14 protein-coding genes, 1 tRNA gene and 1 other RNA gene are annotated in these 13,477 nt (G+C 73.9%); 7 read left to right on the top strand and 9 right to left on the bottom strand.

Annotation, left to right across the window (positions count from 1 at the left end; all coding sequences use genetic code 11):
- Nucleotide 1: 1 nt before the first annotated feature.
- The 4 genes from CELF_RS20525 to CELF_RS17250 form a co-directional block, all read right to left on the bottom strand.
- On the bottom strand, nt 2-151 hold the full coding sequence (locus CELF_RS20525) for a hypothetical protein (RefSeq protein ID WP_013772553.1): 150 nt from the start codon (nt 149-151) through the stop codon (nt 2-4).
- Nucleotides 148-567 carry a VOC family protein gene (locus tag CELF_RS17240; protein WP_013772554.1) on the bottom strand — a complete coding sequence of 140 codons (420 nt, stop codon included), beginning with the start codon at nt 565-567 and terminating at the stop codon, nt 148-150. The genes CELF_RS20525 and CELF_RS17240 overlap by 4 nt, the downstream gene beginning before the upstream one ends.
- A complete protein-coding gene (locus tag CELF_RS17245) occupies nt 564-3,269 on the bottom strand; it encodes a DNA polymerase III subunit gamma and tau (protein ID WP_013772555.1) in 2,706 nt (901 codons plus the stop codon). Before CELF_RS17245 ends, CELF_RS17240 begins: the two co-directional genes overlap by 4 nt.
- A 108-nt stretch (nt 3,270-3,377) precedes the next feature.
- Complete coding sequence (locus tag CELF_RS17250; RefSeq protein WP_013772556.1) at nt 3,378-4,073, bottom strand: LysE family transporter; 696 nt, start codon at nt 4,071-4,073, stop codon at nt 3,378-3,380.
- A gap of 70 nt (nt 4,074-4,143) precedes the next feature.
- On the opposite strand from CELF_RS17250, the gene CELF_RS17255 reads away from it, so the two are divergent.
- From CELF_RS17255 to CELF_RS20530, 3 genes are all read left to right on the top strand, one after another.
- Nucleotides 4,144-4,599 carry an Lrp/AsnC family transcriptional regulator gene (locus tag CELF_RS17255; RefSeq protein WP_013772557.1) on the top strand — a complete coding sequence of 152 codons (456 nt, stop codon included), beginning with the start codon at nt 4,144-4,146 and terminating at the stop codon, nt 4,597-4,599.
- A gap of 142 nt (nt 4,600-4,741) precedes the next feature.
- A complete protein-coding gene (locus CELF_RS21415) occupies nt 4,742-4,873 on the top strand; it encodes a hypothetical protein (RefSeq protein WP_269471690.1) in 132 nt (43 codons plus the stop codon).
- Nucleotides 4,874-4,995: 122 nt separating this feature from the next.
- Nucleotides 4,996-5,133, top strand: a complete 138-nt coding sequence (locus CELF_RS20530; protein ID WP_013772559.1) for a hypothetical protein — start codon at nt 4,996-4,998, stop codon at nt 5,131-5,133.
- 12 nt (nt 5,134-5,145) lie between these two features.
- Here CELF_RS20530 and ffs read toward each other — a convergent pair.
- Together ffs and CELF_RS17260 are read right to left on the bottom strand one after the other, a co-directional pair.
- Nucleotides 5,146-5,242: signal recognition particle sRNA small type (gene ffs, locus CELF_RS19815), an RNA gene on the bottom strand.
- A 69-nt stretch (nt 5,243-5,311) separates the two neighbouring features.
- Nucleotides 5,312-6,034, bottom strand: a complete 723-nt coding sequence (locus CELF_RS17260; RefSeq protein WP_013772560.1) for an AAA family ATPase — start codon at nt 6,032-6,034, stop codon at nt 5,312-5,314.
- 72 nt (nt 6,035-6,106) lie between these two features.
- Between CELF_RS17260 and sthA the strand changes: the two genes are divergently transcribed.
- Nucleotides 6,107-7,573, top strand: coding sequence for a Si-specific NAD(P)(+) transhydrogenase (sthA, locus tag CELF_RS17265; RefSeq protein WP_013772561.1), 1,467 nt, complete (start codon nt 6,107-6,109; stop codon nt 7,571-7,573).
- 13 nt (nt 7,574-7,586) lie between these two features.
- Here sthA and CELF_RS19730 read toward each other — a convergent pair whose 3' ends face one another.
- Nucleotides 7,587-8,384: a hypothetical protein gene (locus tag CELF_RS19730; protein ID WP_013772562.1), complete on the bottom strand. Its 798-nt coding sequence runs from the start codon at nt 8,382-8,384 to the stop codon at nt 7,587-7,589.
- A gap of 52 nt (nt 8,385-8,436) precedes the next feature.
- Between CELF_RS19730 and CELF_RS17275 the strand changes: the two genes are divergently transcribed.
- Nucleotides 8,437-8,910, top strand: coding sequence for a GNAT family N-acetyltransferase (locus CELF_RS17275; RefSeq protein WP_049791597.1), 474 nt, complete (start codon nt 8,437-8,439; stop codon nt 8,908-8,910).
- 31 nt (nt 8,911-8,941) lie between these two features.
- On the opposite strand, the gene CELF_RS17280 is transcribed toward CELF_RS17275, so the two are convergent.
- Both CELF_RS17280 and CELF_RS17285 read right to left on the bottom strand, forming a co-directional pair.
- Nucleotides 8,942-9,316: a VOC family protein gene (locus CELF_RS17280; protein ID WP_013772564.1), complete on the bottom strand. Its 375-nt coding sequence runs from the start codon at nt 9,314-9,316 to the stop codon at nt 8,942-8,944.
- Between the two features lie 63 nt (nt 9,317-9,379).
- The gene (locus CELF_RS17285; RefSeq protein WP_013772565.1) at nt 9,380-10,033 is read right to left on the bottom strand and encodes a GNAT family N-acetyltransferase; all 654 of its coding nucleotides are present in this window, start codon (nt 10,031-10,033) and stop codon (nt 9,380-9,382) included.
- Nucleotides 10,034-10,150: 117 nt separating this feature from the next.
- Between CELF_RS17285 and CELF_RS17290 the strand changes: the two genes are divergently transcribed.
- Nucleotides 10,151-10,235: transfer RNA gene (locus CELF_RS17290), tRNA-Ser, on the top strand.
- A 135-nt stretch (nt 10,236-10,370) separates the two neighbouring features.
- Complete coding sequence (locus CELF_RS17295; protein ID WP_013772566.1) at nt 10,371-13,460, top strand: DEAD/DEAH box helicase; 3,090 nt, start codon at nt 10,371-10,373, stop codon at nt 13,458-13,460.
- The last annotated feature ends 17 nt before the right edge of the window (nt 13,461-13,477 follow it).

The following is a 13,477-nucleotide window of genomic DNA, read 5'->3' on the forward strand; positions in this document are numbered from 1 at the left end:
CCTACGTGCTGGCGGGGCGTCGGCGGTCTCGGCGCAGGCCGCCGTCGGGGTGCGGCGCGGCGGGGTGCGGCTCGGCGAGGTACGGCTCGGCGAGGTACGGCTCGGCGAGGTACGGCAGACGGGACCCACGCCCCGAGGCCGTGCGCGTCACGCGCCGTCCGCGGCCACGAGCTCCACCTCGAACCCGCGCGCGTCCTCGAGGTACGCCGCGTAGTGCCCCGGGCCGCCCGCGTAGGGATGCCGGTCGGGGAACAGCAGCGTCCAGCCGTGCGCCGGGGCGGCGTCGACGAGCCGGTCGAGCTCCGCGCGGGTGCCCGCGACGAACGCGACGTGGTTGAGGCCCGGGCGTCGCCGCTCGTGCGCGGTGCCGACCACGTCCGGGCCCGACTCCAGCACGACGTACGAGCCGTCCGGCGTCGTCCAGCTGCGCCCCGCCGGCCACCGGTCACGCGGCACGCAGCCGATCGCGCGCAGCAGCCAGTCCCAGTCCGCCTCGGCCGCCGCGAGGTCCGGGCACCAGAGCTCCAGGTGGTGCAGCGTCCCGCGCGGCCGTCGGGCGGTCGTCACGCCGTCGGGTCGTCGTACTGCTCGTCGATCACCGTGCCGCCGAGCAGCTGCGCGACGAGCGGTGCGCCCACCAGCGAGGACGACGTGATGTCGGGGTCGTCGGGCGACGGGTCGTCCTCGACCTGCCGAGCCGCGGACCGCGCGGCGGAGTCACGCGCCGCGGCGGCCATCCCGAGCTCGCGCGCCGACGGGCCGGCGGCAGGCGCACCGCTCGCTCCACCACCCGCCGCCGTGCGCCCGGGCGCTGCCGCGCCACGCTCGGGCGCCGGCCCGGTCGACGCCGGGCTCGAGGGTCCACCGTCACCCGGCGCTGCTGCGTCGCGCCCGCGGGCGTCGGCGCGACCGTCGGCGGCGGCGCCGTGCGCGACCGCGTCGGACCCGGACCGCAGCCCGGCGGCGTCGTCCGGAGGACCGTCGGGGACGCCGGGCTCACCGGGGTCGTCGTCGGGCGGCTCCGGCAGCGGCGGCTCGTCGTCCCACGAGGCTGCCGCGGCGGCCGCGCTCACCACGCCCGCGGGGCCCGCGGCAGGCGCGGCACCGGCCGACCCGGGGCTCGCTGCTCGGGCCGCGGTCCCGCCGCCGCCCGCCGGACCCGTGGCCCCAGCAGCCGGGCCGGCCGGTCCACGACCGGGAGCACCGGCCGTCGGCGCGTCGCCCAGGACGCCCTCGACGCGCACGTCGAAGCCGAGCGTCTCGCGGACCGCGCGCGCGACGACGTCCGCGTGCGCGCCGTTGCGGAAGGTCGCCGCGAGCTGCGGGGTGCTGAACGACAGGCGCAGCGTCGTCGCGTCGAGCTCGGCGACCTGGGCGTTGCGCGGGTCGACGAGCGCCCACGTCACGCGGCGCAGCCCCTTGACCGTCTCGAGCACCTCGGGCCAGCGGCGGCGCAGCACCTCGGTGTCCCGACCACCGGCGGGCGGCGCCGAGGGCGCGACCGCAGCCGACGCCGCGGGTGCAGCGGTGGCCGCGGGTGCGGCGGGCGGACCCGACGTGCCAGCCGACGACGGCACGGACGCCGGACCCGGCGCGGCAGCCGACACGTGTCCGGGCGCCGGAGCCGGCACGGACGCCGGACCCTGCCCGGGCGACGAGGGCTGCGCGGTCACCGGGGACGGCGCTCGGCTCGCGGCCTGCTCGGCCGCGGAGGTGGGCTCGGGCGGGGCCGGCTCGAGGCTCGACGGGCGCTGCTCCGCGGGCCGGCTCGTCCCCTGCGCGGCGGCGGCGTCCCCCTCGGGGGCACCCGTGGGCGAGCTCGTGGCGGCGGGACGCGGGCCGTCCGAGGCGTCGGTGGCGTCGGACGCCGGCCGCCGATCGGTTCCCCCGCGCGCCGTCCGGTCCGGCGCCGCGGGGCCCGCGTCGGATCCACCCGGCGTCGGCGTCGCGGCGGCCGGGACCGGCGGGGCGACGGCCGTCGGGACCTGCGACGGGACCGCGGCCGCTGCGCCGTGCGGCGGCACGGGAGCCGCCGCGGTGGCCGTCGGCGGGACGCCCGCAGGGGCGACGAGCGGTGCCGACGCGAACGCCGCACCCCCGGCGGGCAGCCCGCGCTCCAGCCGGTCGAGCCGCGCACCCAGCCCGGTGCGCGTGTCGTCGGCGGCGGGCAGCAGGAGCCGGGCCATGAGGAGCTCGAGGTGCAGGCGGGGGGAGGTCGCGCCCGTCATCTCGGTGAGGGCGGCGTTCGCCAGGTCCGCGGAGCGGGAGAGCTCCGAGGCGCCGAGGTGCTGCGCCTGGAGGCGCATGCGGGCCATCTGGTCCGACGGCACGTCGCGCAGGGCCGCGTCGGCCGCGTCGCCGGAGGCGGCGATGACGATGAGGTCGCGCAGCCGCTCGAGCAGGTCCTCGACGAACCGGCGCGGCTCGTGGCCGGTCGAGATGACGCGCTCGACGACGCGGAACGCGGAGCCGCCGTCACGGGCGGCGACCGCCTCGACGAGGTCGTCGAGCAGCGCGGCGGGCGTGTAGCCGAGGAGCGCGGCCGCGTCGTCGTAGTCGAGGCCGCCAGCCGAGCCGGCGATGAGCTGGTCGAGCACGGAGAGCGTGTCGCGCACCGACCCGCCGCCCGCGCGCACGACGAGCGGCAGGACACCGGCTCCGACGGGCACGCCCTCGCTCGTGCAGAGCTGCTCGAGGTACGGCACCAGGACGTCCGGCGGCACCAGGCGGAACGGGTAGTGGTGCGTGCGGGACCGGATCGTGCCGATGACCTTGTCGGGCTCCGTCGTCGCGAAGATGAACTTCACGTGCGGCGGGGGCTCCTCGACGATCTTGAGCAGCGCGTTGAACCCCTGCGGCGTGACCATGTGGGCCTCGTCGAGGATGAACACCTTGTACCGGTCGCGTGCGGGCGCGAACGTCGCGCGCTCCCGCAGCTCACGGGCGTCGTCGACGCCACCGTGCGACGCCGCGTCGATCTCGACGACGTCGAGGCTGCCGGACCCGCCGCGCGCCAGCTCGACGCACGACGGGCACGTCCCGCACGGGGTGTCCGTCGGGCTGCCCTCGGTGTTCTGCTCGCAGTTGAGGATGCGCGCGAGGATGCGGGCCGACGTCGTCTTGCCGCAGCCCCGGGGGCCGCTGAACAGGTACGCGTGGTTGACCTGACCGCTGCGCAGCGCCTGCCGGAGCGGCGCCGTGACGTGGTCCTGACCGATGACCTCGGCGAAGCTCTCGGGCCGGTAGCGGCGGTACAGGGCTGTCGTCACGCGGCAACCCTAGACGTCCCCACCCACGGGCGGGAGCACGCGGCCGGGGCCTGGGGAGACGCGCGGCACCGGGCCGGTCGGCCTCGCCGCGTCGGGTCGACGGCGGCCTCAGCCGAGGGCGACGAGCACCGCGAGGACGAGCACGACGAGCGCCCCGACGAGCGAGGCCCACGACCTCCCGCGCTCCCCCGCGACCCGGCCGAGCGCCCCCGCGCCGACCGCGAGCACGCTCTGCCAGGCGGCCGACGCGACCCCGGCGCCGGCGACGAACAGCACCCCCGCGAGCGCCGGGGACCCGTCGCCGCCGACCCGCGACGCGAGCCCCACGGCCACGGTCGCGAAGATCAGCAGCGTCGCGGGGTTGACGACGGTCAGCCCGACGAACCGCACGTACGCGGCGAGCGCAACGGGACGGCCGACCCAGGCGACGACCGTCGTCCGGGTGCCCGCCGTCGCACCGTCCGCGGCCAGGGGCTGCGGGCCGGTCGGCCTGCCGGTACCGGGCGCGCGTCGGTCCCGCCACCACGACCGCAGGACGCCGGACGCGACGGCGAGCAGGACGGCCGTCGTGACCCACCGGACCGTCGTCGCGTGCGCCGTCACGACAGCGGCGACCTGCGTGCCCGCGACCACCGCGACGGCCGCGTAGAGCAGGTCGACCGTCGCGACGCCCAGCCCCGCGCCGAGCGCGACGCGCGTGCCGTGCACGACCCCCTCGCGCAGCAGCAGCACCCCGACCGCCCCGACGGGCACCGCGACGGCGAGCCCGGCGAGCGCGCCGAGCAGCACGGGGGTCAGGTCCATGCCGCCAGGATCGACGGAACCCGCACCCGCGTCGACGCCGCGCTGCGCAAGGCGCGGTCCGACTGCGAGAATGCGCGCCGTGGACGTCATCGACGACGCGATCCTTCGTGAGCTGACCGCGGATGCGCGGCTGCCGTTCCGCGAGCTCGGGGCGCGCGTGGGCCTGAGCGCGAACGCGGCGGCCGCGCGCGTGCGCCGGCTCGTGGACGACGGAACGATCCGCGGCTTCACGATCGTCACGGGCCGCTCGCCCGCGGGCGCCCCGCCGGGTGGGCTCGAGGTGTTCGTCGAGGTGCGGCTCGCTCCCGAGACGACGAACGAGGACTTCCAGGCGGCCCTGCGTCGCCCGCCCGGCTTCCCGCAGGTGCTCGACGCCGTCCACGTCACCGGCTCCTACGACTACCTCCTGCACGCGCTGGTCGCGGACCCCGCGTCGCTCGACCTGCTCGTCCGTCGGCTCAAGCGCGAGGCCGGTGCCGCCCAGACGTTCACGCGCCTCGCCCTGCGCGACCCGGAAGCCGGCTGACCGGAGGCCCGACCCGGGGCACCCGCGGGGGGCCGCGCCGCGGGATCACCCACGGCACGGGACGTCGGTCCCTCTCGGCACGCGCGAACCGGTCGATAGGTTCGACGACGGTCGTGACGCACCGGGAAGGACCACCGTGGGGATGACGTTCTGGCACACCGCCGTGCTGATCGGCGGCGCCGCGGCGTTCCTCGTCGCGCTCGTCGTGGTCGCCTCCGCGGGGTCCCTGCTCGCCCAGTGGTCCCGTCGGGAGCGTGCGTCGTCCCAGGTGTGAGGCCGCGCCACCGGGTCGGGCCCACGGGTCGCACCGAACCGCGCACGGCACACCTCCCGCACCGCTAGCGTGCGCACCAGCCGTCGGGTGCCGTGCCCGGCGAGGGTGTCGGGAGGCCCGGGATGTTCCGCAGCGTCAGCGTCTGGCACCTGCTCGTGCTGGGTCTGGGCTTCCTCGCCGTGGCGACGGTGGTCGTCGGTGCCGTCGTCGGCATCGTGCTCGCCGTGCGTCGCCGGGACCCGCGCCCGCCCGTGGGCTGACGCGCCGGGGAACGTCAGGACCCCCCGCACACCCGCCAGAGCTCGCCTGCCCTTGCTGCCTTCCGGCCCTGGGGGGGTTCAGCGAGATGACGCCGCACGAGGGGTCTGCCCACCAGCCTAACGGACGCGGGAGGGCCGTCGCGCACGTGCGGCCGGTCCCGCCGGGCCGCGTGGCCCGTCAGTCGATGACGTGCCGCAGGTACCGCCGCGGGTCGTCGAGGAACCCGCGCCAGCGCTGCACGAGGTCGAGGTCCTCCCAGTCGCAGCGCCGCATCCCCCACTCGCCGACCTCCCAGATCGCGGCGCCGGGAAGCGCGGCCAGGATCGGCGAGTGCGTCGACAGCACGACCTGCGCGGGCGACGTCGTGACGAGGTCGTGCAGGTGCGCGAGCAGCGCCAGGCAGCCCGTGAACGACAGGGCCGCCTCGGGCTCGTCGAGGAGGTACAGGCCGGGCTTGAACATGCGGTCGCCGACGAGGGACAGGAACGACTCGCCGTGCGACATCTCGTGGAACCTCGGTTCCGGGCGGCTGCCCGGGTTCTCCTCGAGGTACGTGTAGAAGGAGTGCATCGTCTCGGCGCGCAGGAAGAAGCCGAAGCGTCCCGCGCCGATGTCCCGCTCCAGGCGGAACGTCAGCTCGGCCTCTGAGGGGCGCGTCGAGTGCCGGGAGCCGATCGAGCCGCCCTCGGGCCCCATGTCGCGGCTCAGCGCGAGCGCCTCGACGAGCGTCGACTTGCCCGCCCCGTTCTCCCCGACGAGCACCGTCACGGCGTCCAGGTCCCAGCCGTCCGTGAGCACCTGCCGGACCGCGGGGATGCGCAGGTACCAGGCGCCGTCGTCGTCGGGGACGCCTCCCGACGGCGGCACGCGGCGGACCGGCAGCGGACGGTCGAGGCTCACGGACGAGGTGTACCCGTCCGGGCGCGTCCCCGTCCAGGTGTGCGCGGAGGCGGGCGGGGCCAGACTCGACGGGTGAGCGACGACGGCATCCCCGGCCCCGACGCACCTCCCGCGCCGGCCCCCGACGACCCCCGGTACGACGTCGACCTCGTCGTCATCGGCTCCGGGCCGGGCGGCCAGAAGGCGGCGATCGCCGCGGCCAAGCTCGGCAAGCGGGTCGCGATCGTCGAACGGCGGCACATGATGGGCGGCGTGTCCGTCAACACGGGCACGATCCCGTCGAAGACGTTGCGCGAGGCCGTCCTGTACCTGACGGGCATGGCGCAGCGCGACGTGTACGGCGCGTCCTACCGCGTGAAGAGCGACATCACGGTCGAGGACCTGTTCGCCCGCACGCAGCACGTCATCGGGCGCGAGATCGAGGTCGTGCGCGCCCAGCTCCTGCGCAACCACGTCGACCTGCACACGGGTGCGGCTGCGTTCGTCGACCCGCACACCGTGGAGGTCACCGACGACGACGGGCGGCGCACACGGATCTCGGCCCGGTTCGTCGTCATCGCCACGGGGTCCCGCCCGCACCGCCCGGAGACGGTGCAGTTCGACGAGCGGACCGTCGTCGACTCCGACGGGGTGCTCGCGCTCGACCGGGTGCCGGGGTCGATGGTCGTCGTCGGCGCGGGGATCATCGGCATCGAGTACGCGTCGATGTTCGCCGCCCTGGGCACGCGCGTGACGATCGTCGACAAGCGCCCGACGATGCTGGAGATGTGCGACCCGGAGGTCGTCGAGTCGCTCAAGTTCCACCTGCGGGACCTGTCGGTGTCGTTCCGGCTCGGCGAGGAGGTCGCCGGCGTCGACAGCGGCCCGAACGGCACCGTGACCCGGCTGGCGTCCGGCAAGAAGATCGCCGCCGACACCGTCATGTACTCCGCCGGACGGCAGGGGCAGACGGCGGACCTGGACCTGGCCGCCGCGGGCCTGGAGGCGGACCGCCGCGGGCGCATCGAGGTCGACGGCGACTACCGGACCGCGGTCCCGCACGTCTTCGCGGTGGGGGACGTCATCGGCTTCCCCGCGCTCGCCGCGACGTCCATGGACCAGGGCCGCCTCGCCGCCTACCGGGCGTTCGACGAGCCCGCGCGCGAGCTCGCGTCCGTGCAGCCCATCGGCATCTACACGATCCCCGAGATCTCCTACTGCGGGCGCACCGAGGACGAGCTCACGCGCGACTCCGTGCCGTACGAGGTGGGGGTCGCCCGGTACCGCGAGCTCGCCCGCGGGCAGATCGTCGGCGACTCGTACGGGATGCTCAAGCTGCTCGTCCACACCGAGACGCGGCACCTGCTGGGCGTGCACATCTTCGGGACGTCCGCGACGGACCTCGTGCACATCGGGCAGGCGATCATGGCGTGCGGCGGCACGATCGACTACCTCGTCGACACCGTCCTCAACTACCCGACGCTGTCCGAGGCGTACAAGGTCGCGGCACTCGACGCGACCAACAAGATCCGCGCGGTCGCCCGCTTCGCGCAGACGTAGCCGCGAGGTCGCGTCACCGCCGCCACGGAGCCCGGATCCGCCGCCTCGGGGCGGTCGGCTCCGGGTCGGACGGCCCGTCGAGGGCCGCCACCAGGTACACCATCCCCGCGACGACCGCACCGGGCGACGGCGGCTCGGGATGCTCGGACGCGGCGAGGCACACGTCGACCTCGAACCCGATGGTGCGCACCCGCGCCACGTGGAACTCCGTGCCGGTGAGCGAGTTGCGGCACGTCCGTGACCGCAGGACCGTGCCGTTCAGCCGACCGTGCGGGCGGACCTGCGACGGGCCGTCGGCGAACATGCCGGTGGGGATGAACGACTCCGGCCCCATCCGGTGCCCGCCGTCGGCGTCGCCCCGGCTCGGGTCCAGCAGCGACGCCGACGACGCCGCGAACGTCGCGGCGTCGGGCAGCACCTCGACGGCCCGGCCCAGCGCGACCACACCGGCGTCCCCCGCGACGCTCGCCCCGGGGTCGAGCAGCGCCCACTGCTCGAGGTCGGCGGCCAGCGCGGTCACCTGCGAGCCGTCCTCCATGACGGCGGCCGTCCAGCACTCGTCGTTCGCGTGCTGGACCGACCCGAGCACCGCACCCGGCTCGGACGCGAACGACGGCGTGACGGCGACGAGCCGGTTCGACCGGTCGAGCACGAGGACGAGCCGCGCCCCCTCGTCGTCCTGCCAGCGCACCACCCTCCGCCCGTCCCGGACGCCGAGCTCGGCCCCGCGCTCGGCGGCGGTCCGCAGCAGGCGCTCCAGCACGGCGCTGTCGGGCGCGTCCAGGCCGATGCACCCCAGGTTCGACGTCACGCGCCGAAGGTAGCGTCTACCTGCAGCGATGCGTCGCCGCTACGGTGCGCGCATGGGTGAGCTCCGGCTGCGGACCGAACGGCACGAACCCGGCGACCGGGAGACGGTGCACACCATCCTCGCGGACCTGCCCGCGTGGTTCGGACGTCCCGAGGCCACCGCGGGCTACGTCGACGCCGCCGACCGCCTCCCTGCCGACGTCGCCGTCGCGCCCGACGGTGAGGCCGTCGGCGTGCTCCTCGTCGAGCAGCACTTCCCCGAGACCGCCGAGCTCCACCTCATGGCCGTGAAGGCCGCCTGGCACCGGCGGGGCGTCGGCCGCGCGCTCCTCGCTGCCGTCGAGCGCGACCTCGTCACCGCCGGCACGCGCCTGCTGACCGTGAAGACGCTCGGCCCGTCCGACCCCGACGAGGGCTACCGCCGCACGCGGCTGTTCTACGAGGCGCAGGGGTTCTTGCGGCTCGAGGAGCTCATGGACCTCTGGCCCGGCACGGCGTGCCTCGTCATGGCCAAGCCGCTGGCCTGACGGGTCAGGCGCCCGCTCGACGGACGACCGGTCAGCCCTGCGGCTCGGCGTGCGTGTCGCTCTCGTACAGACCGAGCTCGTTGCCCTCGGTGTCCTCGAACACCGCCCACCAGCTCGTCGGCGAGATCTCCGACTTCTCCATCACGACCCTGCCGCCCTGCGCGACGACCGTCGCGAGCGCGTCGTCGATCGAGTCGACCTCGACGTAGGACCGCGGGATGCGGAGCTTGTCGTCGCGCGGCCCGAACCCGCCGCCGCTGATCTTGTTGGGGGCCTGCCACATCGGGTAGCCCTCGAACCCGGGCATCTCCTGGGCGTCCCACCCGAACACCGCCCGGTAGAACGCCGTCGCGCGGCCCAGGTCGTCCGCGGGGATGTCGATGTGCGTGATGTCGCCGTGCGCCATTGCCGCTGCTCCCTCGTCGGTCGCGGCCCGCCGTGTCCGGGCGGACCTCGGACGTCCGCCAGCCTAGGGGCGACGGGCAGGGCGACGCAGCCCGTGCATCAGCGGGCCCCGATCCCCCAGCCGCACCGACCCGACCTGCTCGAACCCGCGCGCCTGGTAGAACCGCACGTTGGCGTCGAGCGTGGTGTTCACGTGCGCCGGCAGGTGGTCGGGCGCCGCGGCCAGCCCCGCCTCCACGAGCGACGCCCCGATCCCGAACCCGCGCCGGTCCGCGTCCACTCCCAGGAAGTGCAGCAGCACGTGCTGCTCGTCGGGGAACTGGTCCCGCATCGCCTCGAACCCGTCGCGCACCATGACCACGCGGTCCGCCGGCAGCAGCAGCCCGAGGATCGACGGCCCCGGCAGCGGCGGCCCACCGTCCGCACCCGCCGCCTCCGTCCCCGGCACGCGCCACGCCGCCGCCCCGACCGCACGCCGGTCGTCGACCGCGAGCCACGTCGTCCCCGCGAGCACGTACCCCTCGACCCCCGCCCACAGGAACGCCGACACCGCCGCCGACCGGTCCGCGCGCAGGCCGAAGATCCAGTCCATCAACGGGTCGTGCGCGAGGGCCCGCGCCAGCACTGTCCGGGCCGCCGGCAGGTCCGCCGGCTCCGCGCGCCGCACGCGCACCCCCGCCGTCGTGGTCTCGTCGCTCGCGTCCTGCGCCACCACCATGGAGCCTCCTCGTCGCCGGTCCGTGCTCGTGCGCCGCCAGACCATCGTGGCCGCTCACCCCCGCGCTCGTCGCCCGTTTCGGAGAAGCCCGTCGGGTCGAGTACCCTGGGCCCGCCTGGAGGATTCGCCTAGTGGCCTATGGCGCACGCTTGGAAAGCGTGTTGGGTGCAAGCCCTCGGGGGTTCGAATCCCCCATCCTCCGCCGCCCGAAGGGCCCGCTACCCACCGCTGTGTGGGTACGGGCCCTTCGTCGTCGGCGGGTGCGCGCGGCCGGCGTGGCGTGAGGTGGGAGCACACGTTGCTCTGCAGCGTCCCGCGCCGCGTGTACCGTCCAGCCGTGGCGAACCTCGAGCCTGGCCTCTATGAGTCGCTCGTCACTCGCGGGCTGCAGGCGGACCTCGATCGTCTGCCCGAGAGCCTGAGCGAGCGTCGCCGCACGCTTGACGCCGCGGATGCGGCCGATCGCATCGCGTGGCACGTCAGCCAACTCGTCGAGCGGGCGTTGCTGGATGTCGATGACAAGGACCGCGTCGCCGTCGCAGCCCGAGTAGCGCACGGCCTTGTCGGTCGTCTCGGGGAACTTGTCGAACTCGACGATGCAGCTCATCTCGTCGAGCCGACCTCGGTGTTACGTGCAGTCCTTCGTCGACGGCCCGACGGCGCGCCAGAGGAGTTGGCCGCGCCAGTCATCCCGCTCCTGGACACGACGCTCCTCACGAACGCACCTGGTGAGCCCAGTTTGTGGAGCCAACTCAAGTCCGAGATTGCGTCCGCGACAGCGATCGATCTGGTGATGGCGTTCATTCGGCGCAGCGGCATCAACCCGTTGCTCGAGGATTTGCGGCGGCACTGCGCGAGCGGCCGACCACTGCGCGTGTTGACGACCACCTACACGGACTCGACCGAGCGCGAGGCCCTCGATCTTCTCGCCGAGTTGGGCGCCGATGTCCGGGTCTCCTACGACCTTGGTTCGACGCGGCTGCACGCGAAGGCGTGGATCTTCCACCGCACACCGTTCTCGACTGCCTACGTGGGCTCGTCGAACCTGACGCGATCCGCGACGGTCACCGGCCTCGAGTGGAACGTGCGCCTGTCGGCCGCCCGAAACCCTGACGTGATCGCGAAGTTCCAGGCGGTCTATGACAGCTACTGGTCGGCCGGCGACTTCGTCCCCTACGACCCCGAGCAATTCGCCGCCGAGCAGCGGCGAGCTGGGAACAGCGACCACGGCCCCCGCGTCATGCTCAGTCCGCTCGAGGTACGGCCCCATCCCTTCCAGTCACGCCTGCTCGAACTGCTTGAGGTATCGCGTCAGCGCGGCCATCACCGGAACCTGCTCGTCGCGGCCACCGGCACCGGCAAGACAGTCATGGCAGCGCTCGACTACGCCCGGCTTCGACGGCGGCTCGGCAGTGCGCGCCTGCTGTTCGTCGCCCACCGAGAAGAGATCCTCGACCAGAGCCTCGCGACGTTTCGGCACACCCTTCGCGAGACGCAGTTCGGCGAGAAGTGGGTGGGGCAGTCGCGACCGAGGGACTTCGATCACGTCTTCGCGTCCGTCCAGAGCCTCAATGCCAACGGCCTCGGTTCGCTCGACCCTGAGCACTTCGACGTCGTCATCATCGACGAGTTCCACCATGCTGCGGCGGCTTCCTACGAGCGGATCCTCACCGCCGTCAAGCCGAAGGAGCTTCTGGGCCTCACCGCGACCCCTGAGCGCACCGACGGCCTCCCGATCCTGCAGTGGTTCGATCACCGGATTGCCGCCGAACTGCGGCTCTGGGACGCCATCGACCAGCAGCACCTGGCTCCGTTCGTCTACTACGGGGTCCATGACGGGCTCGACCTCAGAGAGGTTCCGTGGCGGCGCGGTCGGGGGTACGACGTCGAGGCGCTCAGCAACCTGTACACAAGTTCCGACGCGTGGGCGCGAAGGGTCATCAAGGAGGTCGCCGCGCGAGCGAATGTCGCGACGCTGCGCGGTCTCGGATTCTGTGTCAGCGTCCAGCACGCACGGTTCATGGCGGAGCACTTCAATCGGCACGGCATTGCTGCGGTGGCCGTCTGGGGTGACAGCCCGCGCTCCGACCGCGAGCAGGCGCTGCGTGACCTGGCCAGCGGCCGCATTCGGGTGCTGTTCTCGGTCGATCTCTTCAACGAGGGCGTGGACGTCCCCGACGTCGACACCATCCTCATGCTCCGGCCGACGGAGAGCCCGACACTCTTCCTCCAGCAGCTCGGTCGGGGCCTGCGCAAGACGCCTCACAAGGGCGCCTGCACGGTTCTCGACTTCGTCGGCATCCACCGTGCCGAGTTTCGATTCGACCGCCGCTTCCGCGCCCTGCTGGGCGGCACGCGCAGGGACGTGGAACACGCCGTCACGGCGGGCTTCCCCTTCCTACCGGCCGGCTGCCACATGCAACTCGACCGAAAGTCGTCCGAGATCGTTCTGCAAAGTGTGCGCGACGCGATTCCGTCACGCTGGCCTGCGAAGGTGGAGGAACTCCGCGCGCTTCGGAGGGATCGTGGCGACCTCACTCTGAGCGCCTTCCTGGAGGATTCCGGCCTCGACCTCGAAGACGTCTACGACGGCACTCACTCGTGGTCCGACCTGCGGACCGCGGCCGACGCGCCCTGCCGTGCCGAAGGGCCGAACGAACGGACGCTTCGCCGCGCGGTTGGGCGCCTTCTGCATGTCAACGACCGGGTCCGGACCGAAGCGCTCACCCGATTCGCGTCGCTCCCGGCCGCTCCAGATGCGGCGTCGTTACGCGAGCGGGATCGGCGGCTTCTTCACATGATGGTCGCTGGCCTCGCTGATCAAGCCATCACGACGGCGACGACACTTCAGGACGCGGTCGATGTGGTGTGGGCGCACCCTCAAGTCCTCGCCGAGCTAGTCGAGCTAGCCGCGGTGCTCGAGCGTCGGATCGACCACGTCCACGAGCCGCTGCTCACGCACCCGCAGGCTCCGCTGCAGGTTCACGCGCGCTACTCGCGGATCGAGATCCTCACCGCGCTGGGCCTCGTCGACGGCGCCAAGGCGTTCGCATGGCAGAGCGGCGTGCTCGACGCCAAGCGCGCCAACGCTGACCTGCTCGCCTTCACGCTCGACAAGAGCAGCGGTGGCTTCTCACCGACGACGCGCTACCGGGACTACGCGATCACCCCCACCCTCATCCACTGGGAGAGCCAGTCAACGACACGCGCGGACAGCGCTACCGGCTTGCGCTACCGGAACCACGAACGCGAGGCCCGGTCGATCCTGCTGTTCGCCCGGCTCCGCGCCGACGACCGCGCGTTCTGGTTCCTCGGACCCGGCACGTACCGCGGCCACGTGGGTGAACGTCCGATGGCCATCACCTGGGAGCTCACGACACCGTTGCCGGGTGACCTCTTCCAGGCTTTCGGCGCCGCGGTGGCGTAGGCCGCCGTCCGATCGCG

Source organism: Cellulomonas fimi ATCC 484, assembly GCF_000212695.1.
Lineage (GTDB): Bacteria > Actinomycetota > Actinomycetes > Actinomycetales > Cellulomonadaceae > Cellulomonas > Cellulomonas fimi.

What these genes read in the sequence shown, in the direction of transcription:
- CELF_RS17285 (WP_013772565.1), bottom strand. Translation starts at nt 10,033, where the DNA reads ATGGTGGTGGCGCAGGACGCGAGCGACGAGACCACGACGGCGGGGGTG.
- CELF_RS17280 (WP_013772564.1), bottom strand. Translation starts at nt 9,316, where the DNA reads ATGGCGCACGGCGACATCACGCACATCGACATCCCCGCGGACGACCTG.
- CELF_RS17250 (WP_013772556.1), bottom strand. Translation starts at nt 4,073, where the DNA reads ATGGACCTGACCCCCGTGCTGCTCGGCGCGCTCGCCGGGCTCGCCGTC.
- CELF_RS17275 (WP_049791597.1), top strand. Translation starts at nt 8,437, where the DNA reads ATGGGTGAGCTCCGGCTGCGGACCGAACGGCACGAACCCGGCGACCGG.
- CELF_RS17255 (WP_013772557.1), top strand. Translation starts at nt 4,144, where the DNA reads ATGCGCGCCGTGGACGTCATCGACGACGCGATCCTTCGTGAGCTGACC.
- CELF_RS21415 (WP_269471690.1), top strand. Translation starts at nt 4,742, where the DNA reads ATGACGTTCTGGCACACCGCCGTGCTGATCGGCGGCGCCGCGGCGTTC.
- CELF_RS20530 (WP_013772559.1), top strand. Translation starts at nt 4,996, where the DNA reads ATGTTCCGCAGCGTCAGCGTCTGGCACCTGCTCGTGCTGGGTCTGGGC.